This is a genomic window from Stenotrophomonas sp. YJH_SMC_133, assembly GCF_059370655.1.
In genome coordinates this window covers 124,588-148,372 of sequence record NZ_JCAFTW010000005.1, presented here as the reverse complement: position 1 = coordinate 148,372, position 23,785 = coordinate 124,588, and the positions used below count along the sequence as shown (strand labels likewise).

Annotated in this window: 23 protein-coding genes and 7 tRNA genes; 19 read left to right on the top strand and 11 right to left on the bottom strand. The window is 66.4% G+C overall.

Annotated elements, in window-relative coordinates:
• The first annotated feature begins 28 nt into the window (after positions 1-28).
• Positions 29-535 (top strand): hypothetical protein, encoded by a 507-nt coding sequence (locus tag AC5P78_RS09085; protein ID WP_005410054.1) that lies wholly within the window; start codon positions 29-31, stop codon positions 533-535.
• 32 nt (positions 536-567) lie between these two features.
• Here the strand turns inward: AC5P78_RS09085 and ptsJ are convergent, their stop codons facing one another.
• Complete coding sequence (gene ptsJ / locus AC5P78_RS09080) at positions 568-1,854, bottom strand: MocR-like B6 salvage transcription factor PtsJ (RefSeq protein ID WP_414498570.1); 1,287 nt, start codon at positions 1,852-1,854, stop codon at positions 568-570.
• A gap of 76 nt (positions 1,855-1,930) precedes the next feature.
• Here ptsJ and AC5P78_RS09075 point away from each other — a divergent pair, with 76 nt between their 5' ends.
• The 9 genes from AC5P78_RS09075 (at position 1,931) to AC5P78_RS09035 (ending at position 9,810) form a co-directional block, all read left to right on the top strand.
• Positions 1,931-2,704 (top strand): YggS family pyridoxal phosphate-dependent enzyme, encoded by a 774-nt coding sequence (locus AC5P78_RS09075; protein WP_005413791.1) that lies wholly within the window; start codon positions 1,931-1,933, stop codon positions 2,702-2,704.
• The gene (locus tag AC5P78_RS09070) at positions 2,701-3,402 is read left to right on the top strand and encodes a glutamine amidotransferase (RefSeq protein ID WP_005410057.1); all 702 of its coding nucleotides are present in this window, start codon (positions 2,701-2,703) and stop codon (positions 3,400-3,402) included. Before AC5P78_RS09075 ends, AC5P78_RS09070 begins: the two co-directional genes overlap by 4 nt.
• Entirely contained in the window at positions 3,399-3,623 is a 225-nt protein-coding gene (locus tag AC5P78_RS09065; protein ID WP_005410058.1) for a hypothetical protein, read from the top strand. Before AC5P78_RS09070 ends, AC5P78_RS09065 begins: the two co-directional genes overlap by 4 nt.
• 94 nt (positions 3,624-3,717) lie before the next feature.
• Entirely contained in the window at positions 3,718-4,224 is a 507-nt protein-coding gene (locus tag AC5P78_RS09060) for a hypothetical protein (RefSeq protein ID WP_024956788.1), read from the top strand.
• A 124-nt stretch (positions 4,225-4,348) separates the two neighbouring features.
• Positions 4,349-4,858: an RNA polymerase sigma factor gene (locus AC5P78_RS09055; RefSeq protein ID WP_049460409.1), complete on the top strand. Its 510-nt coding sequence runs from the start codon at positions 4,349-4,351 to the stop codon at positions 4,856-4,858.
• A complete protein-coding gene (locus AC5P78_RS09050) occupies positions 4,855-5,781 on the top strand; it encodes a FecR family protein (RefSeq protein WP_062607278.1) in 927 nt (308 codons plus the stop codon). Before AC5P78_RS09055 ends, AC5P78_RS09050 begins: the two co-directional genes overlap by 4 nt.
• A 64-nt stretch (positions 5,782-5,845) precedes the next feature.
• Positions 5,846-8,317 carry a TonB-dependent receptor gene (locus tag AC5P78_RS09045; protein ID WP_414498571.1) on the top strand — a complete coding sequence of 824 codons (2,472 nt, stop codon included), beginning with the start codon at positions 5,846-5,848 and terminating at the stop codon, positions 8,315-8,317.
• Positions 8,304-9,104 (top strand): ChaN family lipoprotein, encoded by an 801-nt coding sequence (locus tag AC5P78_RS09040; RefSeq protein ID WP_049395907.1) that lies wholly within the window; start codon positions 8,304-8,306, stop codon positions 9,102-9,104. Before AC5P78_RS09045 ends, AC5P78_RS09040 begins: the two co-directional genes overlap by 14 nt.
• Positions 9,097-9,810, top strand: coding sequence for an energy transducer TonB family protein (locus tag AC5P78_RS09035; protein WP_414498572.1), 714 nt, complete (start codon positions 9,097-9,099; stop codon positions 9,808-9,810). Before AC5P78_RS09040 ends, AC5P78_RS09035 begins: the two co-directional genes overlap by 8 nt.
• Here AC5P78_RS09035 and AC5P78_RS09030 read toward each other — a convergent pair.
• The 8 genes from AC5P78_RS09030 to AC5P78_RS08995 all read right to left on the bottom strand — a co-directional run bounded on the left by AC5P78_RS09030 (position 9,807) and on the right by AC5P78_RS08995 (position 19,861).
• Complete coding sequence (locus AC5P78_RS09030; protein WP_414498573.1) at positions 9,807-10,241, bottom strand: RidA family protein; 435 nt, start codon at positions 10,239-10,241, stop codon at positions 9,807-9,809. The two genes, AC5P78_RS09035 and AC5P78_RS09030, sit on opposite strands and share 4 nt — an antisense overlap.
• Before the next feature lie 180 nt (positions 10,242-10,421).
• On the bottom strand, positions 10,422-11,324 hold the full coding sequence (locus AC5P78_RS09025) for a cation diffusion facilitator family transporter (protein ID WP_065184148.1): 903 nt from the start codon (positions 11,322-11,324) through the stop codon (positions 10,422-10,424).
• Positions 11,325-11,352: 28 nt separating this feature from the next.
• Entirely contained in the window at positions 11,353-13,641 is a 2,289-nt protein-coding gene (locus tag AC5P78_RS09020) for an Orn/Lys/Arg family decarboxylase (RefSeq protein ID WP_065184149.1), read from the bottom strand.
• A 20-nt stretch (positions 13,642-13,661) separates the two neighbouring features.
• Positions 13,662-15,014, bottom strand: a complete 1,353-nt coding sequence (adiC, locus tag AC5P78_RS09015) for an arginine/agmatine antiporter (RefSeq protein ID WP_005410068.1) — start codon at positions 15,012-15,014, stop codon at positions 13,662-13,664.
• Positions 15,015-15,090: 76 nt separating this feature from the next.
• Complete coding sequence (locus tag AC5P78_RS09010; RefSeq protein WP_414498574.1) at positions 15,091-16,524, bottom strand: DcaP family trimeric outer membrane transporter; 1,434 nt, start codon at positions 16,522-16,524, stop codon at positions 15,091-15,093.
• Positions 16,525-17,036: 512 nt separating this feature from the next.
• Positions 17,037-17,879, bottom strand: a complete 843-nt coding sequence (gene dsbG / locus AC5P78_RS09005; RefSeq protein ID WP_005410070.1) for a thiol:disulfide interchange protein DsbG — start codon at positions 17,877-17,879, stop codon at positions 17,037-17,039.
• Between the two features lie 30 nt (positions 17,880-17,909).
• Complete coding sequence (locus AC5P78_RS09000) at positions 17,910-18,713, bottom strand: TlpA disulfide reductase family protein (RefSeq protein ID WP_012480601.1); 804 nt, start codon at positions 18,711-18,713, stop codon at positions 17,910-17,912.
• Between the two features lie 80 nt (positions 18,714-18,793).
• The gene (locus AC5P78_RS08995; protein WP_005410072.1) at positions 18,794-19,861 is read right to left on the bottom strand and encodes a GlxA family transcriptional regulator; all 1,068 of its coding nucleotides are present in this window, start codon (positions 19,859-19,861) and stop codon (positions 18,794-18,796) included.
• Between the two features lie 187 nt (positions 19,862-20,048).
• Here AC5P78_RS08995 and AC5P78_RS08990 point away from each other — a divergent pair, with 187 nt between their 5' ends.
• The 7 genes from AC5P78_RS08990 (at position 20,049) to AC5P78_RS08960 (ending at position 21,383) form a co-directional block, all read left to right on the top strand.
• Complete coding sequence (locus tag AC5P78_RS08990) at positions 20,049-20,459, top strand: heavy metal-responsive transcriptional regulator (RefSeq protein ID WP_005410073.1); 411 nt, start codon at positions 20,049-20,051, stop codon at positions 20,457-20,459.
• A gap of 89 nt (positions 20,460-20,548) precedes the next feature.
• A tRNA-Ala gene (locus AC5P78_RS08985) sits at positions 20,549-20,624 on the top strand.
• A 54-nt stretch (positions 20,625-20,678) separates the two neighbouring features.
• Positions 20,679-20,754, top strand: a tRNA-Glu gene (locus AC5P78_RS08980).
• 184 nt (positions 20,755-20,938) lie between these two features.
• Positions 20,939-21,014 (top strand) — tRNA-Ala (locus AC5P78_RS08975).
• Positions 21,015-21,063: 49 nt separating this feature from the next.
• Positions 21,064-21,139, top strand: a tRNA-Glu gene (locus tag AC5P78_RS08970).
• Positions 21,140-21,184: 45 nt separating this feature from the next.
• A tRNA-Ala gene (locus AC5P78_RS08965) sits at positions 21,185-21,260 on the top strand.
• 47 nt (positions 21,261-21,307) lie between these two features.
• Positions 21,308-21,383, top strand: a tRNA-Glu gene (locus tag AC5P78_RS08960).
• 165 nt (positions 21,384-21,548) lie between these two features.
• Here the strand turns inward: AC5P78_RS08960 and AC5P78_RS08955 are convergent.
• Positions 21,549-21,965 carry a GNAT family N-acetyltransferase gene (locus AC5P78_RS08955; RefSeq protein ID WP_005410074.1) on the bottom strand — a complete coding sequence of 139 codons (417 nt, stop codon included), beginning with the start codon at positions 21,963-21,965 and terminating at the stop codon, positions 21,549-21,551.
• Positions 21,966-22,042: 77 nt separating this feature from the next.
• On the opposite strand from AC5P78_RS08955, the gene AC5P78_RS08950 reads away from it, so the two are divergent.
• On the top strand, positions 22,043-22,999 hold the full coding sequence (locus AC5P78_RS08950; protein WP_111687432.1) for an SOS response-associated peptidase family protein: 957 nt from the start codon (positions 22,043-22,045) through the stop codon (positions 22,997-22,999).
• A gap of 10 nt (positions 23,000-23,009) precedes the next feature.
• Here the strand turns inward: AC5P78_RS08950 and AC5P78_RS08945 are convergent, their stop codons facing one another.
• A complete protein-coding gene (locus AC5P78_RS08945; RefSeq protein WP_005410076.1) occupies positions 23,010-23,390 on the bottom strand; it encodes a response regulator in 381 nt (126 codons plus the stop codon).
• A 132-nt stretch (positions 23,391-23,522) separates the two neighbouring features.
• On the opposite strand from AC5P78_RS08945, the gene AC5P78_RS08940 reads away from it, so the two are divergent.
• Positions 23,523-23,608: transfer RNA gene (locus AC5P78_RS08940), tRNA-Leu, on the top strand.
• Positions 23,609-23,785 lie beyond the last annotated feature (177 nt).

Below are 23,785 nucleotides of genomic sequence, written 5' to 3'. Positions count from 1 at the left end.
GTCGGCACATCCAAGGAAGGACCACCCGATGCCCCGTGCGCTGCTGCTGACCACCCTGGTGGTCTCCACCCTCGCCCTGCTTGTTTCCGGCTGGACCGCCTGGAACCTGCATCGCAGCCAATCGCCACAGCGCATCATCGAAGCACGCGGCCTGGTCATCCACGATGCAAGCGGCCAGCCGCGGGTCATCCTCGGCGCACCGGTCCCCGACCCGCTCAGCCAGGGCCGCACCCAGGGGCCGCGTGCCACGGCACTGTCTGGCCTGATCCTGCTTGGCCCCGACGGTTCCGAGCGTGGTGGTTATGGCACCAGCGACCGCGGCGGCGAAGCCCTGCTCACCCTCGACGATGCCACCGGCACTACCGAAGTATTCAAGGTCGTCGCCAACCCGGATCGCGGCGCCAGCCTGATGGTCAAGCACCAGAACAACACCGGCGCCATGCTCACCTCCTGGCAGGGCAAGCCGGAGCTGATGTTCGTCGATGACAGCGGCCAGTCCTACTACGTGCGCCCTGGCGCCAACGCCGCGCCCTGATCGGCTTCTGTAGCGTCGAGCCATGCTCGACGCTACACCCCACACACGGCCGCCAGGTCATCGGCCAGCTGCCGCAGCTGCGTCGTCCCCAGCGCCGCACAGGTGATGCGCAGGCCATGTCCCGGCGCCGCCACCGCGAACACTTCGCCCGCCCGCACATGCCATCCGCGCGAAGCCAGTGCCAGCACCTGAGGATGGCTGTCAGCCGACAACGGCAGCCACAGGTTCAATCCCTCCATTGGCAGCGGCGTCGGCATGCCACGCGCGCGCAGCAACTCCTGCAGCGACTGCAGGCGCTGCCGGTAACGCTCACCTGCCGAGGCGATCTTCGCCCGCTGCGTTGCCGACGCCAGCACCGACGTCGCCGCATCCTGCAGCAGATGACTGACCCAGCCGGTGCCGGACGCCAATCGCAGCCGCAACCGCATCGCGGTTTCCTCATCGCAGGCCAACCAGGCCAGGCGCAGGTCGGGGCCGAGCGGTTTGGACAACGAACGCAACAGCGCCCAGCGCCGGCCATCCAGCGGCAATACCGAGTGGTAGGCCTGCTGCGAAAGCAGCGCGTAATGATCGTCGACCAGCACCGCCACCTGCGGGTAGGCCGCCAGCAGCTGGCGCAACGCCCGTGCCCGCTTCGCATCCAGGCTGGCCCCGGTCGGGTTGTGCGCACGCGGGGTCAGCAGCACCGCGCGTGCACCGGCCTCCAGCGCCTGCCGAAGTGATTCGACCTGCATGCCATGCGCGTCCACCGCCACCGGCAACGGCGTGTGGCCCACGGCATTGAGCACATTGAGGCTGCCGAGGAAGCACGGATCCTCCACCGCGATGCGATCCCCCGGCAGCAGCCAGGCCGCCAGCAGGCGTTCAATGCCATCGACCGCGCCATGGGTCAGCTCCAGCGCATAACCCGCCGGGCAGTCCGCATCCAGCGAGGCGCGCGCCAGCGCCTGCAACCTCGGGTCGACCGTGCCCACGCCATACAGCCGCGGTGCGGCCGGGGCCAGGCGCAGGTTCGGCAGCAGGCGCGGATCCGGATTGCCACCGGCCAGGTCCTGCAGCGCCAGCCCGGGCGTACTGCCCTCGCGCGCCAGCGGCGGCGGCAGGCCACGCACCACCGTGCCGCGGCGGCCCGCCGTGCTGGCCAGGCCCGCCGCATCCAGGCGCTTGTAGGCAGCGGCCACGGTGTTGCGGTTCACGCCCAGCTGCTCGGCCAGTTCACGCACCGGCGGCAGCACGCTGCCGGCCGGCAAGCGGCCCTCGCCGATGCCCTCACGAATGCTGTCGAAGATCGACTCGGCACTGTGCCCGGTGATTTTCATTTTGTCCTATGCCAAAATATCTCTTGTCCTGTGCCAGTGTATCCCACCCTGGCCGCCCTGCATTGGAGGTGCCCGCATGCCCCTTGCCGCCGCCGACTGGCCCGTCGCCCAGTCCGTTGAACAGATCGCCGCCAACCTGGTCACGGTGCGCCAACGCATCGCCGATGCCTGCGCCCGCGTCGGCCGGGACCCGGCCAGCGTGCGCCTGCTGCCGGTCAGCAAGACCGTCGATGAAGCCCGCATCCGCATGGCGGTGGCCGCAGGCTGCCACGAACTTGGCGAGAACAAGGTGCAGGAGGCACAACGCAAGGCCGAAGCGATGGCCGATCTGGGCGTGCACTGGTCGGTGATCGGCCATCTGCAGACCAACAAGGCACGCTACGTGGCACGCTTTGCCAGCGAGTTCCAGGCGCTGGACAGCCTGCGCGTAGCCGAGGCCCTGCAGCAGCGCCTGCAACTGGAAGAGCGCACCCTGGATGTGTTCGTGCAGGTCAACACCTCGGCCGAACCCAGCAAGTACGGACTGGAACCCGACGCGGTCGAGGCCTTCGTGCAACAGCTGCCAGCCTTCGATCGCCTGCGCGTGCGCGGCCTGATGACCCTGGCCATCTTCACCCCCGACGTCGAGCGCGTGCGCGCCTGCTTCGTGCGCCTGCGCGAACTGCGCGACCAGCTGCAACGCACCGCCCCGCCCGACCTGGACCTGTCGCAGCTGTCGATGGGCATGTCCGGTGATTTCGAAGTGGCCATCGAGGAAGGTGCCACCGTGGTCCGCGTCGGCCAGGCCATTTTCGGCGCCCGCGCCACCCCGGACAGCTTCTACTGGCCGAACAGCGGAGCCCCGGCATGAAGCACGCGGTTGTCCTGCAGCACGTTGGCTTTGAAGACCTCGGCACCCTGCAGCCACTGCTGTTGGCGCAAGGCTGGCAGCTGCAGCTGCTGCAGGCCGGCGTCGATGCGCTCGATGACGCCGAAACCGCCGACCTGCTGGTCGTGCTGGGCGGTCCCATCAGTGCCAATGACACAGGGACCTACCCCTTCGTCAACGACAGCATTGCCCTGCTGCAGCGCCGGCTGCAGCGGCAGCGGCCTACCCTCGGCATCTGCCTGGGTGCACAGCTGATGGCGCGCGCACTCGGTGCAAGTGTCGCTCCCAGTGGTGGCAAGGAAATCGGCTTTGCGCCACTGCTGCTGACCGATGAAGGCCAGCGTTCTCCGCTGCAGTCCCTGCAGGGCATTCCGGTACTGCATTGGCATGGTGAGGCGTTCGAACTTCCGGCCGGTGCACGCCGCCTGGCCAGCACGCCGGCCTGCCGTCACCAGGCCTTCGCCATCGGCAGCCACGCACTGGCCCTGCAATGCCACCCGGAACTGGACGCCCGCCAGTTCGAGCGCTGGCTGATCGGCCACACGCTGGAGCTGGCCCAGGCCGGCATCGATCCCAACGACCTGCGCGCACAGGCGCGTCGCTATGGCGCACCGCTGGCAGCGGCCGCAACCGCGATGTTCGACCATTGGCTGCAGGACCTGCCGGAGACACCGCAATGAACTACCGATTGCAGATCCACCGCGATGGCGCCCACTGGGGCCACTTCGACTGCAGCGGCCCCGATGCCCTGCAACGCATGGACGCCATTGCCGCACAGCTGCCTGCCGATCAGGGCTTCCAGCTGAAACGGCAGAAAGGTGTCGGCGAAGAGCGCATCCTGTCCAGCAATGCCGATGGCCTGCGGGTACTGGCTTCGCAGATCCAGTACCGCGACATCTGACCCGATGGTAGTGCCGGCCGCTGGCCGGCATCCGGATCTGCCGGCCAGCGGCCGGCACTACCGCGGCTGTTCGCCCGCGTGCGAAGCTTCACGCATGTTGACCCTGCAACGCGGCAACCACCACGGACTGCTCATCGCTCCGCGCTGGCCCTCCACCCGCATCCAACTGGAAGAAGAGGTACTGCAACGCCTGCTCGACGCGCAGGCGATGCTGCCTGCCGGGTTGCGCCTGCTGCTCACCCGTGGCTTCGAACCCGGCCACAGCCGTCTCGGCGGCTTCCGCCGCGCGGTACGACGGCTCGGCATCGCAGCATTCCGCACCTGCTACCCGCAACGCCGCGATGAGATCGATGCCATTTTCGGTGCCAACGGCCACGACATCGATGGCCGTCATGTCGATGTCTCACTGGTACTGCACGGCAAGCGGCTGCGGCTGCTGCCCCTGGGCGTGTTCACCCCACCGCGCTGGCAGGATCGTCGCGTTGCCCGTCATTCCGAAGCCGTCGTGCAGGTGAAGCGCAGCCTGCAGCAGTGCGGCTTCGAGCTGCATCACAACGCCACCGAAGCCCTGCAGATCCACTGCGACTATCGCCCGCGCTGACGCCGCGGTGGCCCATGCGTGCCGTGCCTCGCGCCATGGATGCAAATGATTCTCTTTTGCTGTAAGGTGCAGCCGCTGCCCTTGCCGCCGCGGGCTGTTCCCTTTCCCAGTTGTCGCCCGCCCCGTGTCCACGCCTGTCGAACCGACGGATGTCGCGCAGCTGTGCGCGGCCCATTACCGGCCGCTGCACGCCCATGTCCGCCGCAAACTCCCGCAACGCAGCGACGCCGATGACGTCGTCCAGGAAACCTGGCTGCGTGTCGTCAAAGTCGCCGCCAGCGGCCTGCTGAGCAACGGCCGCGCCTATCTGTACCGCGTCGCCCACAACCTGATCGCGGATCACTACCGGCAGCGCCAGCGCCGTCGCGAAGAGGTACTGGATGACACGCAGTTGCAGGCCATCGCCGATCCTGCACCACTGCCCGAGCAGCGACTGCTCGACGCCGAACAGCTGCGTCATCTCGATGCGATCATCGCCGCGCTGCCACCGCGCTCGCGCCAGGTGTTCCTGCTGGCGCGTGTGGAACAGATGGCCCTGGCCGAGATCGGCCGTCAGCTGGGCATCAGCCGGCAGACCGCGCACGGCCATCTGCTGCGCGCCCTCGTCGCCCTGCAGCAGGTGCCCGGCGCATGAGCCAGGACGCGATCGCGCGCGAAGCCGCACGCTGGTGGCTGGATGGACACGATGGCACCCGCGACGAGAACGCGTTCGACCAGTGGTGCCAGGCCGACCCCCGACATGCCGCGCAGTACCAGTATCTGCAGCACCTGTGGCAGGCAGGCGCGACGCTGCCCAGCCTGCAGCGGCAACAGCAGCGCAGGCAACGCCGTCGCCTGCGCGAAGCCGGCATTGCGGTTCTGTTGCTGTGTGCGCTGGGTCTCTACAGCCGCCATGCCTCGCCGCCGGTGGCGCAGGTACTGCGTACGGCCGCTGGCGAGATCCGCGATGAGACCCTTCCGGATGGTTCGCATGTCCTGCTGTCACCCGGCAGCGAAGTGAAGGTGCGCATCGATGGGCAGCGCCGCCAGCTCCAGTTGCAGCGTGGCCAGGCCTGGTTCCAGGTCGCCGCCGATGCCGACCGGCCCTTCCAGGTACACACTCCGCAGGGCACCGTCACTGCACTGGGGACCGCATTCGATCTTGCCGTGCAGGGCAACAGCAGCGTGGTCACCGTTACCGAGCATCGCGTGCGCGTGGACAGCGGCAACGCCAGCATGCTGGCCAACGACGGCGAGCAGCTGCGCTTCGATGGGCAGTCAACAGCCGATGCAACAACCACCGCCCCGGGAACACTGGCCTGGCGCGAACGGCGCCTGCACTGGGTCTCGGCCCCGCTGGCCGACGTCACGCAGGGCCTGGACCGCTGGCACGGCGGGCACACATGGGTCATCGGCGAGCAGCTGCGCCAGCAGCCGGTCACCCTGCTTGGCAGTGCCGACGGCGCAGCCAGCAACCGCGACCAGTTGGCCACTCAGTTGCAGGTGCGCGTGCTGCGCCTCGGCGACGGCGTACAGGTGTGGCTGCCGCCACGCAGGGAACGGCGTGATGGACCCTGACATCCGGCCTGCGGCTGCGTCTACCCAGGATGACGACGCTCTGCGTCAGCCCCTGGAGCCCCCGATGCTGTGCCCCCGCCCCCTTGTCCTCGCCCTGTCGCTGGCCTGCGCCAGCACCGTTCCCCTGCTGCCAAACAGCGCCCACGCGCAGGCCGCCACTCGAAGCTACGATCTGCCCGCCCAGCCACTGGCGGCCGCGCTGGACGCCTACAGCCGGCTGACCGGTGTCGATCTGGTGATCGGCGCGGCGCTGCCCCCAGGTCATTCGGCGCCTGCGCTGCGCGGTGACTTCGACGATGCGCAGGCCCTGACGCGCCTGCTGGCAGGCAGCGGCCTGCGCCCGCGCTTCGTGGATGCGCGTCGTGCCGCCCTGGAACCGGCGCCGGCCGAACGCGCCGATGGCAGCCGCCGCACCGGCCCGCTGCGGGTGCAGGGTACTACCGCACACGGCCAGGCACCGGGTGCCGGCGCCAGCCAATATGTACCGGCCACCCGCGATGGCTTTGCGCCCTCGGTCGGCAGCGAGCGCGTGGCGATGGCCGAACGCCAGGAAGGCAACAGCCTGCTGCGCTCGATGCCTGGCACCCACAGCTTCCATTCGCGCAGCCAGCCGGGCCTGCAGGTCAACATCCGCGGCATGACCGGTGCTGGCCGGGTCAACACCATGATCGACGGTGTCACCCAGACCTTCCGCAACAATGCCGGGCATGGCTCGGGTGGTCCGTTCGCCTATGTCGATCCTTTCCTGCTGGCCGGCGTGGACGTGCAACGCGGTGCGGTCGCCGGTGGTGATGGTGCGGGTACGCTGGCCGGCAGTGCCAACTTCCGCACGCTGGATATCGACGATCTGCTTGGTGAGGGCCGTGACTGGGGCCTGCGTGCAGGCTATCGCCACGGCAACAACGGCTACGGCAGCGGCCGTACCTTCGCCGGTGCCTGGCGCCACAGTGAAGAGGGTGGCGACCGCCAGTTCGGCCTGCTGGCCGCTGCCAGCAGCAGCCGCAGCAGCGAATACGCGACCGCGCGTGGGCAGAAGAACAACGCCGACCCGGGCAGCCAGCAGCCCAGCAGCTGGCTGTTGAAAGCACGCCTGCAGCCCAGCGACCAGCACCGGCTGGACCTGAGCCACACGCGTTACGAAAACGACTTCTACCACAACTATCCGTGGCAGATCTCAGCGCGCAACAAGCGCGCCAGCTACCACTACACGCCCTATTCGCCGTGGATCGACCTGCGTGCAACCTTCGCCGGCAACAAGACCCGGCTGTTCTATCCGCCAGTGGAGGATTCCAGCTACATCGGTCGCCGCACCCACAGCAGCCTGAGCAGCTGGACCGTGGACAACACCAGCCGCTTCGACATCGGGGCACTGCAGGCGCGCTGGAACACCGGCATCAAGCACCAATCGGACATCTATGTGGCCGACACCCCCGTCCTGCGCGGTGCCAACCCGCAAGGTCGCAGCCAGCTGGACAGCGTGTTCAGCACGCTGGAGCTGCAGTATGACATCTACGCGCTGACCGCCGGCCTGCGCCAGGACCGCTTCGGCATCCGTGGCCACATCCCGGTGTGCTCGGATGTGCCCGGCCAGTGCGCGGAGATCAATGGCGGCGGCATCGACGTGCGTCGCACCGAGCGCGCACTCAGCCCCAGCCTGGCGGTATCCTGGCAGGCCACCGACTGGCTGCAACTGTTCGCAGAAGCCTCGCGTACTTCCCGCCCGCCGCGGGTGCAGGAGATGTTCTTCGAGAAGATCCCGCTGGAAGGCATGAGCGATGCCGATGGCGTGGGCGCCAACCCGTTCCTGCGCCGCGAGCGCTCGCGCAACCTGCAGTTTGGTGCCAACCTCAGCACCGACTCGCTGCTGGTCGACGGTGACCTGGCACAGCTGCGGATCACCCGCTTCGACAACCGCATCCGCGACTACATCAAGCCGCAGTATCTGCTGATCGTGCATCCGCCGGAAGTGGAACCGTTCGTGGTGCCGATCGACAGCGATCCGCAGCTCACTGCCTGGACCGATGCGCTGGACGTGGACGACTTCAGCACCACCACGCGCTGGATGAACCACCCCGGCGTGGTGCGCATGCGCGGTATCGAACTGGAAGCGCATTACGCCAGCGGGCACTACCACGCCACGCTGAGCTGGACCCGCTCGCACACCAGTGCGCCGGCCATCGAGTTCGTCAACCTGGAAGACATCACCGCCCTGCCCGACCGCTACTGGACGCTGGACGTGGGCGGCCGCTGGTGGCAGCAGCGCGTGCAGGCCGGCCTGCGCGCCGAGTACTCCGGGCCGACCGAGGAAGGCTACGACTTCTTCCAGACCCGCAAGACCGGCGACACCGGCGTGCTGCTCGACTTCTACGCCAGCTTCAAGCCCCAGGCCAACACCACGCTGTGGCTGAACATCGAAAACCTGCAGAACAAGGCCTATGACAACAATGCCTCGATCGACAGCATCTTCAGCCCGATCCTGGACCGCGGCAACGGTCGCGGCCGCACCGTCTCGATGGGCGTCAATGTGGCGTTCTAGCCGTCGCTGGCTGTCCGTCTGCCTGCTCGCGCTGGCGACCGTGGCCAGCGCGCAGCCGATGCCTGGCTCAGTGATCGATCTGGCCAACGGCCAGCACCTGGACGAAGCCGCGTTCGTGGCGCGTGCGGCGGACGCCCGGAGGCTGCTGCTGGGTGAGCGCCATGACCTCGCCGGAGACCACGCCGCCCAGCGCTGGCTGCTGCAGGCGCTGCAGCGGCGGCGCCCGCAGGGTTCGCTGGTGCTGGAAATGATCGCCAGCGAGCGCCAGCCACGCCTGCAGCGGGTGCAGCGCTGGCTGGCCAAGGGCAACCAGGCCGAAGGTGCACGCCTGCAGGAACTGCTGGACTGGGATACGCGTTGGCCGTGGGCCGCGTATGGCGGGCTGGTACAGGATGCTGCCGATGCAGGCACGCCGCTGTTCGGCGGCAACCTGTCGCGTGCCGAGGTCAACGCACTGCTCGCGTCCACCAAGGGCGTACGGTTCCCGGTGGCCGCTGCCCACCAGCGCCTGTCGGCGGTGGTGCTGGCCCAGCACGCAGACGCAGCACCGATGCTGGAAGGGATGCTGGCCGTGCAACAGGCCCGCGACACACGCATGGCACAGGTGCTGCTCGATGCGCCCGCGCCGGCGCTGCTGGTAGCGGGGCGCTGGCATGTACTGCGCGGTACCGGGGTACCGGGCTACCTGTCACCGGCTACGCCTGCGCTGGTGATCGCATTGGCTTCGCCGGGTGAAACCGTCGATGCGGCGGATGCCGATCTGCTGTGGGTGCTGGACGATGAGTGAGCGCGGCCAACACTGGCAGGCGATCGCGATCACCGCCGTCCTGCACCTGCTGCCCTTGCTGCTGTTGGTGCACTGGGTGGCAGCGCCGCCGATGCTGCCGCCGCCGGAGCAGGACGTGCGCATCAGCCTGCGCCTGCTGGCGCCGGCCACGCCGCCACAGCCCGTAGAGGAGCGCCAGGCCGACACCCCCAGCCAGGCGCAGCAGGCGCGCGCATCGCAACCGGCAAAGTCGCCCCCGCCACCGAAACCCACCGCCGCGCGCGAGGGCGAGTCGGCCGCCAGCGAAACGGGCGGGACGGGTCGAACGCCGCTGCCGGTCGCCCCGCCGGCGGCCGCGACCGATGCCAGTCCCGCACCGGCATCGATCACGGCCGCTCCGCCCGCTCCAGACGCGCCACCGGCGGACTTCCAGGCCGGCGCCGCCAGCGACCAGTGGGAAGCCCGCCTGATGGCGCGGCTGGAGCGTTACCGCTATTACCCTGCCGCCGCACGCTCGCGCCGGCAGCAGGGCACTGCCTGGGTCAGGGCCAGCATCGACCGCGAAGGCCGCCTGCTGGCTCTGCGGCTGGAACAGTCCAGTGGCCAGCCGATGCTCGATGACGCTGCGCTGCAGACCTTCCGTCGCGCGCAGCCGCTACCGCCCATTCCCGATGAACTCAAGGCACCACAGGAACTGGTGGTGCCGGTGGAGTACTACCTGCGCTAGGCGGCGTAGGCCTCCGCCTCGATCTCGAACAGCATGCCGTCCAGCGCCAGTCGCGGCACCGGGATCAGCGTGCAGGTGGGCGCCGCACGATTCGGCCAGCGTCGCCGCACCTGGTGGGCAATGATGCCCAGCCGGTCCTCATCGTGGCCGACCACCAGGATGCGCAACCGCGCCACATCAACCAGGCTTGCCTGCGCCGAGCGCAGCGCGGTCTGCAGGTTGTCCAGCGCCTGCCCGACCTGGTCTTCGAAGCTGGGCGAGAGACGGCCCTGCGCATCTTCACCGCCCTGCCCGGCCACGTGGATCACCCGTGCCGGCAGGCGCACCACCGCCACGTGTGAGTAGCCGTTGGCCGAAGGATCGTAGAGGCCCGGTGGATTGAACAGCTCCAGCAGGCCATGGCTGAGGTCCGGTGTGGTCAGCAGATTCATGCCGCGCGCCTCGTGGGGGTTGCCGGCAGTCTGTGACCTCAACCCGGGTTGAGGTCAAATGGATCCGGTGCAACAGACCGGTCTGCCACGCGCAACGATCACGCGATCCCGTGGAATCGAGCCTGCTCGACTTCCGCTGACGAAAAGCAGTCGAGCAATCTCGACTCTACAGAAGCGTGGTCAGGTCCACGCCGGGTCTGCGGTGAAATCGATGGTCAGCCAGAACGTGCTGCCGCGCGCATCCAGCCTGACCGCGATCTCGTCACGCATCGCATCGACCTCGCCCACCGAGCCCAAGGGCGTAGCCGGATCGGCCAGCACATGGATTTCGATGAAGCGCATCCGCCCCATCTTCGCCACGTGGCTGGTGAAACCGGCATAGCCACGCTCGGCCACGAATGCCTGCATGACCTGCTGCACGCGCCGGTCCAGATCATCCGGCGCCACCTGCAGTACTTCGCGCATGGCCTTCCACGCACTGCGCGCCGGTACCGGCAGTACCGCCAGGCTGATCAATGCCAGCACGATCGAATCCAGATACGGCACCCAGTGGTGCCACTCACCGCCATGCAGGACCAGGGCCAGTACGAAGGCCAGCACTACCGCCAGGCTCATCAACCCACCCAGCAGCCAGCCCCGTACATCCAGCCACAACAGCGCCGAGCGCAGGCGCCGCGCCCGCTGGGCGACGAACGCCGCCATCGCCAGGTTGCTGGCACTCAGCAGCGCCGCCCACCACAGCGCGGGCCCGAATCTCACCTCGTGTCCGCCCGTGGTCAAACCAATCACCGCGTTGGCCAGCGCATACACGCAGGCCAGCGACAGGATCACACCGCCCAGCGCCTCGACCATCGGCTCCAGGTGCCAGTAGCCGTACTGGAAGCGCGGGCTCTGTTCCCGCGCCACCAGCCGCAGCACCGACAACGACACCAGGGTCAGGGCAACGTCGACCAGGCTGTACACACCGTCGAACAGGATGGCCTGCGATCCCACCAGCAGGCCACCGCTGAAGCCGACCACGCTGACCGCGATGGTGACCCCGATCGAGAACTTCAGGATGCGTTGCTCGCGCGCGGTATCCATCGTTCGCCGAAGGGCCGACCGTCGCCGGTCAGGCCTTCAGTACCTCCACCTTGTACGAGGTCACATCGCCGGCGTTCTCGATGATGAGCCCGTGCACGTCCGACTCGAAGCCCGGGAAGCGGGCATTCTGCTCACGGGCGATGCGCAGCGACTGGATGATCGGCTCATCGCTGTCGCCAAAGCGCTCGCCCGGCATGATGGTCGGAATGCCCGGCGGGTACGGCACCAGCATGGTCGCGGCGATGCGACCACTGACCTGCTCGATGTCGACCCGCTCGATCTCGCCCTTCACCAGGTGGTTGTAGGCATCGGCCGGGGTCATCACCGGCGTCGGCAGATCCACGTACATCTCGCGCATCACCTTGGCCACCGCGAATTCCTGGTTGAACGCATGCAGCGCGTCGCACAGGTCACGCAGGCCCCAACCGGCGTAGGCATTCGGGTAGTCGGCGGCCAGCGTCGGCAGTGCCTGGCTGAGCGGCGCGTTGCGGTCGTACAGTTCCTTGAACGCCATCAGTTCGGTGACCAGGGTGCTCCACTTGCCCTTGGTGATGCCCATCGAGAACAGGAACAGCACCGAGTACAGGTTGGTCTTCTCCACGGTGATGCCGCGGCCCCACAGGAACTTGCTCAGCACCGCCGCCGGAATGCCCAGCTTGCCCATGCTGCCGTCCATCGCCAGGCCCGGGGTCAGCAGGGTCACCTTGATCGGGTCGATCAGAACATAGTCATCCACCAGGTTCTCGAAGCCGTGCCAGTGCGCATCCGGCTGCAGGTACCACTCCTCGCGCTTGGCCACCATCGGTGCCGGCGTATCGCCCTTGTCCAGACTGCGCTCGACCTGGGTCGGTTGCCACACGCTGAACCACCAGTCGTCGCGGCCGAGATCATCGCGGACATGCAGCATCGCGCGGCGGAACGCGATCGCCTCGTCATGCATTTCCTGCACCAGCGAACGGCCGGCGTCGCCTTCCATCATCTTCGAGGCCACATCACAGGCCGCGATCACTCCGTAATGCGGGCTGGTCGAGGTGTGCATCATGAACGACTCGTTGAAGCGCTCGGCATCCAGGTTGCGCTGCGCCGAGTTGCGCACGTGGATCATCGAGGCCTGCGAGAACGCGGCCAGCAGCTTGTGCGTGGAATGCGTGGTGAAGATGATCGCATCCTGCTCGCGCGGCTTGCCCTTGGCCATGCCGTAGTGGTTCTCGTAGAACGGATGGAACGCAGCGTAGGCGTACCAGGCTTCGTCGAAATGCAGGAAGTCCACCGCGCTGCCGATCTCGTCGGCGATCTTCTCGGCGTTGTAGCACAGGCCATCGTAGGTGGAGTTGGTCACCACTGCGATGCGCGGCTTGGAGCCGGCCTTGTAGGCCTTGCTGGCCAGCGGGTTGGCGGCGATACGCTGCTGCAGCGACTCGGGCGTGAACTGATCCAGGCTGATCGGGCCGATGATGCCATGCGCGTTGCGGCTGGGGGTGAAGTACACCGGCACCGCGCCGGTCATGATCAGCGCGTGCAGCAGCGACTTGTGGCAGTTGCGGTCGACGAACACCACGTCGCCGCGGGCCACTGTGCCGTGCCAGACGATCTTGTTGGCGGTGGAAGTGCCGTTGGTGACGAAGAAGGTATGGTCGGCACCGAAGTTGCGTGCGGCCTCGTTCTCGGCGTCCTTGATCGGACCAGTATGGTCAAGCAGCGAACCCAGTTCCGGCACCGAGATCGACAGATCGCTGCGCAGCGTGTTCTCGCCATAGAACTGATGGAACGCGCGGCCGACCGGCGATTTGGTGAACGCCACGCCGCCCGCATGGCCAGGCGTATGCCAGGAATAGTTCGACTCGGCCGCGTGATGGATCAGCGCCTTGAAGAACGGCGGCAGCAGGTTCTTCATGTAGTCTTCGGCCGCGCGCATCACCTGCCGCGAGATGAAGCTCTTGGTGTCTTCGAACAGGAAGATGAAGCCGTGAATGTACTTGAGCAGCTTGCTCGGCACCTTCTCGATGGTGCGGCGCTCGCCGTACAGGAACACCGGCAGGTTGGCGCGGCGCGCGCTCTGCTCGCGCAGGAAGGCGGTCAGGCGCTGGAACTCGCCATCCACCTCTTCGCTGCCATCGATCGAGATCAGCACCGCCGACGCCGCCACGTAGGTGCGGGCACCGGCACGGGCATCATCCAGGTTCAGGCCGCACAGCACGCGCTGGTCGTTGCTGCGCAGCTCTTCCACCAGGGCGCGGATCAGGATGCCGCCGATGCGCGGCGACTCGTAGTCGTTGTCGATGACAATGACCGGGTAGTCCAGGGACTTGAAGTACACGTTGATTCTCCTTGTCTAACTCAGGAACGCTGGGCGCCGGCGCTGATCGCCGAGGCCTCGCGGGCGCGCTGCCGCTGCTGGCGGCGCTCCTCGCTGAAGAAGGGATAGAACACGGTGATGAACAGCACGAACAGGAACGCGTACTGCACGATGGTTCCCGACGAGCCGTAGATCGCCCACAGGCAATAAACGACGGTCAGGCTGGTCAGGGTCCAGAACGCACCGGTGTGGACCAGGGTGTGCGAGCGCTCGACCACGAAGTAGCAGGCCACGCACGAGTAGATGTAGGGCAGCAGGGTCAGCACCACCGCCGCCGATGTGATCACGTCGAACTGTGCCGACGCGGTTTCCGAGGTGGAGGTGACCAGCACCGCCAGGGTCATCAGCACGGCCACGATCAGCACACCCTTGACCGGCACGTCGTCCTTGTTGGTCTTGCTGAAGATGCTCGGGAACAGGCCGTCATCGGAGGCTGCCTTGGCGCTCTGTGCGGTCAGCAGGATCCAGCCGCCCAGCGAACCGGCGGCACCGATGAAGGCACACAGGCTGACCAGCGCACCGCCCCAGCCACCGACGGCCTTGGCCGCAGCCAGTGCGAACGGCGCATCGGAAGTCTGCAGTTCGCCATTGGGCACCATGCCCATGATCACCGAGGAGCTGGCGATATAGGCGATGGCGGCCAGGAACACGCCGGCGAGGGTGGCACGGGCCACGTTCTTTTCCGGGTTCTCGACCACACCAGCGGTGACCGAGGCCGACTCGACGCCAATGAAGGCCCACAGCGTCAGCGCCGCGGCGCTGGAGATCGCGCCGAAGTTGGATTCACCCGACACGTTGTAGGCGCCCTTGAAGATGTCGGCATCGAAGAAGAACCAGCCGAAGATGGCGATGCCCAGGATCGGCACCAGCGCAAAACTGGTGGTGACGGTCTGCACCCGGCTGACGAACGCCGGACCGATCACGTTGGCGAAACTCAGCGCCCACACCAGGATCAGCACCGCGATGCAGCGCACCAGCGGCTCGGACAGGATCGGGAAGAAGTAGCTGAAATAGCCTACTGCGGCGATCGGAATGGCGACGTTGCCGATCCAGTTGGCGAACCAGTAGATGGTGTTGGTCTGAAAGCCCATGTACGGCCCGAACCAGTCGCGCGCATAGGCGTACGGGCCGCCCGCCTTGGGTGCCAGCTTGCCCAGCTTGGCGAACACGAAGGCCAGCAACAGCGCACCGGCGGTGGTGATCAACCAGCCCCAGATCGAGGCGGTACCAATCTTGGCCAGGCTCGATGGCAGCAGGAACACGCCTGAGCCCATCATGTTGCCGGCGACGAGGAAGGTGGCTCCGACCACCCCGATTTTCTTTGCTTCTGCCATGACGATCTCCGGTACTGGCATGAGCCCGGCAGCACCGGGCGTGGGGACGGTTGCGCTGGCGTACGACCGCTGGCGCCTATTTGATGAAGTTGTATTGCAGGCTGCCCTGCACCCGGACCGTGTCGCCGCGTGCGCCGCCCTGCTGTTCCAGGCGGCCGTACAGCAGCTCCATGCCCATCGTCCACGACGGCGCGGGGCTCCAGATCAGGTTGAATACGCCGTACCGGCTCTGCCGGAAGGCATCGGCCGCCAGTTCGGCGTTCCGCTCCAGGGTCAGCTGGCCGAAGATCAGGTTCGATCGCCACAACTCGGACCAGTAGTGGGTATAGCCGACGAAGCCGCCGTGCAGGTCCAACGCGTCGAGGCGGCCATCGGCACCGACCACCGCGTCCAGCCCGGAGCCGGTCAGGTCGGCGGTATAGCGGCTGAGGCCGCGTCCTCCCAGCGCACCGAACAGCAGCAGGTCGCGCTCGCCCACCGAGGCCGAGCCACTCACCTGCAGGCCGCCGGCCATTCGCCGGTCGCGCTCGCCATCGCCGTCATAGGCCAGGCTGCGAGCCACCGCGCCCACCTGCAGGTGGCCCCAGTCGCGCTCCATGCGCGCGGTCACGGTTACGTCCGGCAGACGGTTCACCGCAGCCCGCTCATCATTGGCACCGGCAAGTTCAGTCTTCGGGTCTTCGGCCGCCACGGTCAGCGTGTTGCCCTTGCCCATCGTGAAGCTGTGGTGGATGCCGGCCACCAGCAGATAGCCGGCGCCGCCCGGCCCGGCGAAGTCCAGCGTGTCGGGCAGGCTGTCCGGGTCCATGAAGCTGGAGTAGCCATAGCCGGCATAGGTATTGCCGAGCTGTCCATACGCATGCCGCAGGCGGAACTCGTAGCCATCGCTGCTGCCGAGGAAGTCGTTCTCCAGATAGAAGCGCAGGTTGCCGTGCGTGGTTGGACGCCGCGCCTCGAAGCTGAAGCGGGTCTGCTTGGCGTGGATGTTGAAGTTGGAGACATCGCGGTGGCTGCCGCCCACCGGCATCGACGAGGGAATGAACTGATCCTCGTCGCCGGCCGCGCGCGAATCGGCGATGGCATCCAGCTTGGCGTAACCGCCGATGCGGATCACCGTATCAGTGCCGGGTATGGCAAAGAACCCCTTCAGATCCGGGTCGGTCGGGCCCGCCGCACTGTCCGGTCGCGATGCCGCAGTGGACGGATCAGCGACCGAATCGCGCTGCGGCAGTACCGGCTGCGCCACGCCCGGCACCTGGGTGCGATGGATCACGTCGGAAGGGGCGGCAGAGGCCATCGGCGCCATTGCAGGCGCGGCTGTTGCCTGCACAGGCGCAGCATCGCGCTGCTCAAGCCGGTCCAGCCGTTGCTGCATGCGTTCCAGCGCCTGGCGCATGGCGGCCATCTCGCGCCGCAATGCCTGCGCATCCTCTGCATCACCCTGTTGAGCGTACGCCGGCGTGATCGCCAGTGCCCCCAGGCATGCCAGACTCAGTACGGCCAAACGCATTGCATCCTCCCCTGACGAACACTCGCATCACGGTTCCGGAGCGCATGCATGCGCCGCCCTGGCTTCGCGTTGCCGTTGCTGGAAATGCGGGTACTGCGTCGACGACATCGGCCAGCCTGCGCACGGCAGGCAACAGGACGATGACACTGCCCCGCCTGCACCCATGTCGACTCCATCAAGGCCGCGCTGCCAGAGAGGTGGCGACCGCAGCGGTCTGGGTAACAAGCACAGAGTGAGAGTGTCGTGAATGGCTGTGCCGGCCGACCCTGATCAGGGCGTGGCGAGCGCGGCATCCATCGCGCATTGACGCTGTATTCCATGCGTCAAAGGCTAGTCTGTTTGTCGCTTTTGGCCTTGATTGGAATCAAGGCACGATGCTTGATCTCAGTCACGATTCAGACGTGACGACGAACAGACAATGCGCAAGCGGTTGTGTTCGCCTGAGGCAGGAACGCAACAGGCCCGCATATCACCATGCGGGCCTGTGGTCTACATCATCATGCAGGCGTGGATCAGCGCGGACCAAGCACCGTCTGCAGGTCGTCGCCCTGCGGCAATCCGGCCCGGCGCTGCACCTGGCCCTGTGCATCCTGGAACAGGATGCCCGGGGTGCCCTGGAACCCCATCTCCAGCATCAACACCTGGTTGGCGTCGAGCTTGCCGGCGATCTCGCGGCTGATGTTCGGCAGCGCTTTGATGCCGCCACGGTCGAACTGGTGTTCGTTCTCCAGCAGCGCCGCGCTCGGATCACGTGCGGAGAGGATGGCTGCGGCCTTGGCCGGACTGTCCTCGCGGATCACACCCACCATGATGTGGCGCAACTGTACCTTGCCGGCGTCGACCCACGGACGGGCCGCCTCCCAGAACTTGTGGCAATACGGGCAGTTGGCATCGCTGAAGGTATAGACCACGCGGGGCGCGTCGGCCTTGCCATCACGTACCCAGGCGCTGGCTTCGAGCTTGGTCCACATTTTGGCCGACATCGGTGCGGCAACCAGCTTCTCGACCGCTTCGGCAGCCACATCATTACCTTCGGCATCGAACAGGCTGCCCACCAGTACGTGCTTGCCATCGGCCGTGACATAGGCCGCTGCAGGCTGCTGCCCTCCCACCACGCCAGCAAAACCGCGCAGGCCGTCCGGCGCATCGAACTCGGCAACGACCTCGAAGCCGTGCTTCTCGATGCCCTTCAGCACCGCTGGACGGTCGCCCTTGGCGGCAGATGCCGGAGCAGTCGTCGCCGATGCCGTGGCGGCCTTGCCCGGCGGCGTCTGTGCCTGGCTGCAGGCGGCCAATGCCAGCATGACCGGCAGCAGGAGCACCGCCGGGGCGGTGCGCAGGGAAATCGACAACATGGGAACTCCGTAGTGAGATGCCCGCGCAGGCTACCGCAGCCGGCGCAGTTTGTGTTCAAGGCCGGCTGCGGTCAGTTCGCCCAGGTGCAGTTCACGCAGGCGCCCATCGGCACCGAAAAAGAGCGTGGAAGGATACGCCTGAATGCCGAGCACGGTGGAAGCAGCAGCGTCATCATCCAGCAGCACGTTGCCCAGCATCAGTCGTTCGCCGGCGAGGAAACCCTGGACCTCATCCAGGGTTTCACCCTGGTTGAGGAATACGAACTGCACGTCATCATGTGCCTGTTGTGCCGTCGCCAGCACCGGCATCTCACGGCGGCAGGGCCCGCACCATGTGGCCCACAGATTCAGCACCAGCGGCTTGCCGCGGAACTGCTGCAGATCGATACGATCGCCTTGAAGGTCCGCCACCTGCAGCGCCGGCAACGGCATCTGCCGCTCCTGCCATGCCGACAGCAACTGGCCACCAGCGACCCAGAACAACACACCTACCAGTGCGCTCGTCAGCACCGGTGCACGCAACTGACGCCACGGCCGCAGACGCCATAATCCCCACGACAGCCCGGCCACCAGCACCACCATCAGGTGATAGCCACCATCGGTGACCTGCAGAATGCTCCAGGGCTCCGAACGATAGAGCGCGAAATTCAGCACAACAAAACTGACACGACCACACAGCAGGCCGATCAGCAGCATGTCCAGCACGATGCCTGCTGCCGACGGCAGCGGCATTCCCACTGCCCTGCGCGGCCAAAGACGGGCAACGGTCATGGCCAGCAACGTGCACATCAGGATCAACACCACCGGTATCGGTACCGGTCCAACACTCGACATCAGCCCACCTGTTCAAGTTCCACTGCCTGCATGGTCAAAGCGTCACGCCCAGGTTGCAAGCGCTCGCCCGCCACCCATGGTCAGGCCGCACTGCGCCCCAACTGCATTCCGGGGGACGCCTGCAGGCCGCGCAGACTTCCGGCCACCGACGGCATCAACGGTCGCTCCCGCCGCTTGCAGTTGACGTGGCGGCGATAGTTGGCCGGTGTCATGCCCACGATGCGGAGGAACAGTCGTCGGAACGCGCTCTGATCAGCGTAGCCCACCCCCCAGGCCACCTCCTCGATGCCTGCGCCCTGCTGCAGCAGGGTCTGCGCCTTGGCAATGCGCAGCCGTTGGCAGTATTCGATCGGCCGCAGACCGGTCGCTCGGAGGAAGCGCCGCTGCAGGGTGCGCGGTTCCAATCCGGAAACCTCGCAGATTGCGGCCAGAGTGGCTCCTCGTGCGGCAGTGGTATGCAGCCAGCGCTGGGCCTTCAGTACATCGCGGTCACCGTGGGCGAAGTTGGCACTGAAACGCTCAAGATCCTGCTGGATTCCTGCGGGCACGACGATCCCGAGCTGTTGCGCGACCGCGCTCGCCACGCCCTGCCCGTGCAGCCGGTACAGCAAACGCAGCCCGAGGAAACGCCATGCCTGCGATCCGCCAACCGTCAGCAGATCGCCATCGTCGACCAGCGCCCGCTCACTGGGCACCCAGCTCACCGCCTGCGCCTGCAACCCTGGATGTCGCCCCAGATCGGGGCCGCTGACCGTTCTTCCGGCCAGCAGTCCCGCACGGGCCAGTACACCGACCCCGTCGCTGGCAGCAGCCAGCAGGCTGCCCCCGTCATAATGGGCCCGCAACCAGTCCAGCAGGACCTCTTCGGCGCGCAGACAGGCTCCGGGGCTGATCTGGCCGGGAACCGCGATCACCGCGGGAATGGCGGCGTCGAGCATTTCAGCACCCGCGATGCGGTGTACACCGGTCTGGCTGGCGGGAACGATCCAGCGGGTGACAAGCACACGCTTGAAGGGTCGGCGCTGCTGTTGGGCCAGGCGGTTGGCGACGTGGGCCATTTCGGCCAGCACAGAGGCGGCGGAGGGGTCCCCTCCCGGATATTCGACCACCGCAACCTCTACGAATGCTTCGTTCCTGACTCCCTCCACAGACCACCTCCTCGGTTCGTTGCAGGCCATCGAACGGCCGGTTCAGGCGAAGGGTAGGAACAGGCCCATCTGCGGGGCTATGAAGAAAGTTGCAAAGTGGGCTGAATGCGCGCACCGAGCTGAAGCCTTGACTCTCGACCAGACTCCAGGCTTCACAATGGCCGGCAGGATCCGCAGGAAAGCTGCCATGAACATTGGACAACTGGCCCGTCAGGCGGGCGTGCCGATCGATACGGTCCGCTATTACGAACGGCAGCAGCTGCTGCCGACGGCGGCGCGCTCGGCCGGGGGTTACCGCATCTTCGGCGAGCCGGATCTGCGCCGGCTGCGCTTCATCCGCCGCGCCAAGGCACTGGGCTTCAGCCTGGAGGAAATCGGAGAACTGCTCGCGCTCAGTGATCACCACCAGCAGGACATGGGCAGCGTGCGTGACACCGCGCAGGCCCGCCTGCAGGACATCGCACAACGGATGGCCGAACTGCAGCGCATGCACATCGCGCTGTCGCAGCTGGTCGACGCCTGCCCCGGCCATGGCGCGCTGGACCAGTGCCCGATCCTGGCCGCTCTGACCGACGACACCACCGCCGCAGGCGACTGACATCGGCTTCGCAACACGCGTGAAGAAAAGTGCAACAAATGCTTGCCAACCCCCTGGGGCAAGGCTATTATTTCGCTCCTCAGCGACGTGGGGCCATAGCTCAGCTGGGAGAGCGCCTGCATGGCATGCAGGAGGTCAGCGGTTCGATCCCGCTTGGCTCCACCAATCTTTCGGCATTAGGCCGTCGAAAGGTCGCTAAAGAACATTGATGAGAATTGCGTCCCCATCGTCTAGAGGCCTAGGACATCACCCTTTCACGGTGGCGACCGGGGTTCGAATCCCCGTGGGGACGCCACTCATCACGAACAACGAGGACCCGGCCGATAACCGGGTCTTTTTTGTTCACCGCCTACCGGTATTCAGGGTGTGGCGTTGCGGTTCCCCTGCCCTCGTGGCTGCGGTTGAACCGGAACGAAAAAAGTTCAAAAAAGACTTCCACAAACGTGAACACGCAGGTATGATAGGCGGCTCGGTAACACGGGGCCATAGCTCAGCTGGGAGAGCGCCTGCATGGCATGCAGGAGGTCAGCGGTTCGATCCCGCTTGGCTCCACCACTTTCGACATTAGGCCGTCGAAGGTTCTACAACTTGAAGTTTTTCGTGCGTCCCCATCGTCTAGAGGCCTAGGACATCACCCTTTCACGGTGGCGACCGGGGTTCGAATCCCCGTGGGGACGCCAGTTTCAAAACGGACTCTGCTCCCGGCAGATCATCCGGAGTTTCATGGGGCCATAGCTCAGCTGGGAGAGCGCCTGCATGGCATGCAGGAGGTCAGCGGTTCGATCCCGCTTGGCTCCACCACTTCGACATTAGGCCGTCGAAGGATCTACAACTTGAAGTTTTCGTGCGTCCCCATCGTCTAGAGGCCTAGGACATCACCCTTTCACGGTGGCGACCGGGGTTCGAATCCCCGTGGGGACGCCAATTCTTGAGAACCCTGGCTTCGGCCGGGGTTTTTCTTTGCCTGGGATTCCCGGGAAAGCCCTGTCCACGCATGGCGTGGATCTACTGCAGGGCCGGGATGGATCCGGCGGCCGGTTGGCCCAGTAGATCCATGCCACGCATGGATGGCCTCAGCCTGAACACACCTCAGAACCGGCGATACATCCCGATCGATGCAGGTGCGGTGGGTGCGAAACCAAACTGCGCGTACAACCGGTGCGCTTCACCATCGGCCAGAAGGCTGACGTATGCAGACGGCGGCAGGTTCGCCTGCATCCAGCCATCCAGGCGACGCATCACTTCCTTGCCCAGGCCCTGCCCCTGCAGGCGCGGCAGCACGGCGATATCACAGACCTGCAGGTGGCACCCACCATCGCCGACGATGCGGCCCATCGCTACCAGCTCATTGCCCTGGTAGGCGCACACGCCATACAGGGTATTGGGCAGCGCGCGTGCCGCCGCCTCCTGGCTCTTGGCACTGAGGCCCGCCAGCACACGCAGCTGGCAATAGTCTTCGACCGTGGGGACAGCCTCGCGGAACTGGCAGCTGACGGAATCATTCATGCGGTATCTCCCTGTAGGTCGGGCTATCCTGCCGCATCCACGTCGCAACGACTGCGACCCAGGCCTGCAGAGTTCCCATGTGCTATTCCGCCCTGATCCGCGCTGACTACGCCAAGCTGGTCCGCGAGTTCGGTGCCATCCTGTCGCTGGAGGAGTTCGCCGAACTGTACGCGCACGATCCCGGCAAGAAGCGGCCGAAAACCCCCAAGGCCATGGACGACGGCTTTGCCGGCGCGCGCACCGAACAGGGTCGCGACATCGTTGCGAAGATCCAGCAGTGGCATGCGCAGGAACGCCAGAATCTCGAGGCGGAGCTGGCCCGCCAACGCGAGCGCCGCGATATCGCCCACGCGACGCTCGCCACCCGCCCCACCCAGAAGGCACGCAACGACCTGCGCGTGGCCGGCAACCGCATCGAGCGCGCCCAGGCCCGGCTTGAGGACCTGCACCGGGTACAACTACTGCCGCGCGACAACCGCATTTTTCCCGGCACCTACGCGCCGGTGATGGTCAGCGAGAGCGGCCGACGGGTGATCAAGCCGATGCGCTACCAATGCCGGCTGCCGGACAAGCCGGCACGCAACGACGTGCTCTACCCCGGCACCTACAACGCACGACGCGACAGCCTGGAAGGCTATTGGCGCGGCGCGTTCGGCCTTCGCCACGGCGTTGTCGTGGTGCAGGCGTTCTATGAGCACGTACCACGCCACGCGATCGCAGGGCGCGCGCTTGGCCCCAGTGAAAAGGAAAAGGATGTGGTGCTGGAGTTTCGCCCCGACCCGCCCCGCGACCTGCTTCTGGCCTGCCTTTGGGCGGAATGGGAGGGACCGGAAGGACGCCTGCTCTCATTCGCCACGATCACCGACACCCCGCCACGCGATGTCGCCGCGGCAGGTCACGATCGCGGCGTGATACCGATCCGCAGGGAGCATCTCGATGCGTGGCTCAACCCCGATCCGGACAACCTGGCCGGGCAGTACAGCATCCTCGACGACCGCGAGGACATCCGTTACCTGTACGAGGAGGCCGGCTGAAGCGCCGTTCTCACGCCGTCGCGCTGGAACGGCCCACCGCACGGCTCAGCGCCCGGGTCAGGTCCGCCGACAGATACGGCTTGACCAGCAGTACTCCGGACAGCATAGACTCGGGCAGCTGCTCAGCCAGCATTCCGGTGGCAAGCACGAACGGTACGCCTCGCGCCGACAATGCTGCCGCCACCGGCTCGCTGGTCTCGTTGCGGGCCAGGCGATAGTCCAGCAGGGCCACATCGGGGACCGAGTCTTCCAGCACGCGCAATGCTTCAGCCACGCTCGCCGCCAACCCGACCACGGTCGCGCCGGCATGCACCAGCTGCATCTGCAGCAAGGCCGCGCTCATCTCGTCGTTCTCGACCACCAGCACCCTCAGGTCCTGCAACACTGTCATCGGCTATGGCTCCTGGAGGCATTCAAGCCGGCGCAGTATAGCCATCGCAGAGCCGATGCCGACAGGAAACGCCTCGATCTGCCTTGCCCCTATGAAAGCCCTGCCCTCCTCGGTTACACTCACACGCTGCCTGCCGGTGTGGCGGAATGGTATACGCAGCTGACTCAAAATCAGCCGGGGGTGACCCCATGAAGGTTCGAGTCCTTTCACCGGCACCACAGCATCAAAGGCCAGGTCCATGACCTGGCCTTTTGCTTTTCAGGCGATGCAGGCCCATGTAGCCGCTCCGGTGTCACTGTGCTGACGCAAAACTGCGACCGTTGACAGGGTTGCCGCAAGACGTAGTGCACACTTTTCTTGCCAGCCTCACGTACATCTGCCTATCGTGATCCCGC

Coding starts and splice junctions, on each gene's coding strand:
- AC5P78_RS08950 (WP_111687432.1), top strand. CDS start 22,043: ATGTGCTATTCCGCCCTGATCCGCGCTGACTACGCCAAGCTGGTCCGC.
- AC5P78_RS09070 (WP_005410057.1), top strand. CDS start 2,701: ATGAAGCACGCGGTTGTCCTGCAGCACGTTGGCTTTGAAGACCTCGGC.
- AC5P78_RS08990 (WP_005410073.1), top strand. CDS start 20,049: ATGAACATTGGACAACTGGCCCGTCAGGCGGGCGTGCCGATCGATACG.
- AC5P78_RS09050 (WP_062607278.1), top strand. CDS start 4,855: ATGAGCCAGGACGCGATCGCGCGCGAAGCCGCACGCTGGTGGCTGGAT.
- AC5P78_RS09000 (WP_012480601.1), bottom strand. CDS start 18,713: ATGTCGAGTGTTGGACCGGTACCGATACCGGTGGTGTTGATCCTGATG.
- AC5P78_RS09065 (WP_005410058.1), top strand. CDS start 3,399: ATGAACTACCGATTGCAGATCCACCGCGATGGCGCCCACTGGGGCCAC.
- AC5P78_RS08955 (WP_005410074.1), bottom strand. CDS start 21,965: ATGAATGATTCCGTCAGCTGCCAGTTCCGCGAGGCTGTCCCCACGGTC.
- AC5P78_RS09045 (WP_414498571.1), top strand. CDS start 5,846: ATGCTGTGCCCCCGCCCCCTTGTCCTCGCCCTGTCGCTGGCCTGCGCC.
- AC5P78_RS09085 (WP_005410054.1), top strand. CDS start 29: ATGCCCCGTGCGCTGCTGCTGACCACCCTGGTGGTCTCCACCCTCGCC.
- AC5P78_RS09030 (WP_414498573.1), bottom strand. CDS start 10,241: ATGAATCTGCTGACCACACCGGACCTCAGCCATGGCCTGCTGGAGCTG.
- AC5P78_RS09035 (WP_414498572.1), top strand. CDS start 9,097: ATGAGTGAGCGCGGCCAACACTGGCAGGCGATCGCGATCACCGCCGTC.
- AC5P78_RS09040 (WP_049395907.1), top strand. CDS start 8,304: ATGTGGCGTTCTAGCCGTCGCTGGCTGTCCGTCTGCCTGCTCGCGCTG.
- dsbG (WP_005410070.1), bottom strand. CDS start 17,879: ATGTTGTCGATTTCCCTGCGCACCGCCCCGGCGGTGCTCCTGCTGCCG.
- adiC (WP_005410068.1), bottom strand. CDS start 15,014: ATGGCAGAAGCAAAGAAAATCGGGGTGGTCGGAGCCACCTTCCTCGTC.
- AC5P78_RS09025 (WP_065184148.1), bottom strand. CDS start 11,324: ATGGATACCGCGCGCGAGCAACGCATCCTGAAGTTCTCGATCGGGGTC.
- AC5P78_RS09075 (WP_005413791.1), top strand. CDS start 1,931: ATGCCCCTTGCCGCCGCCGACTGGCCCGTCGCCCAGTCCGTTGAACAG.
- AC5P78_RS08945 (WP_005410076.1), bottom strand. CDS start 23,390: ATGACAGTGTTGCAGGACCTGAGGGTGCTGGTGGTCGAGAACGACGAG.
- AC5P78_RS09060 (WP_024956788.1), top strand. CDS start 3,718: ATGTTGACCCTGCAACGCGGCAACCACCACGGACTGCTCATCGCTCCG.
- ptsJ (WP_414498570.1), bottom strand. CDS start 1,854: ATGAAAATCACCGGGCACAGTGCCGAGTCGATCTTCGACAGCATTCGT.
- AC5P78_RS09010 (WP_414498574.1), bottom strand. CDS start 16,524: ATGCGTTTGGCCGTACTGAGTCTGGCATGCCTGGGGGCACTGGCGATC.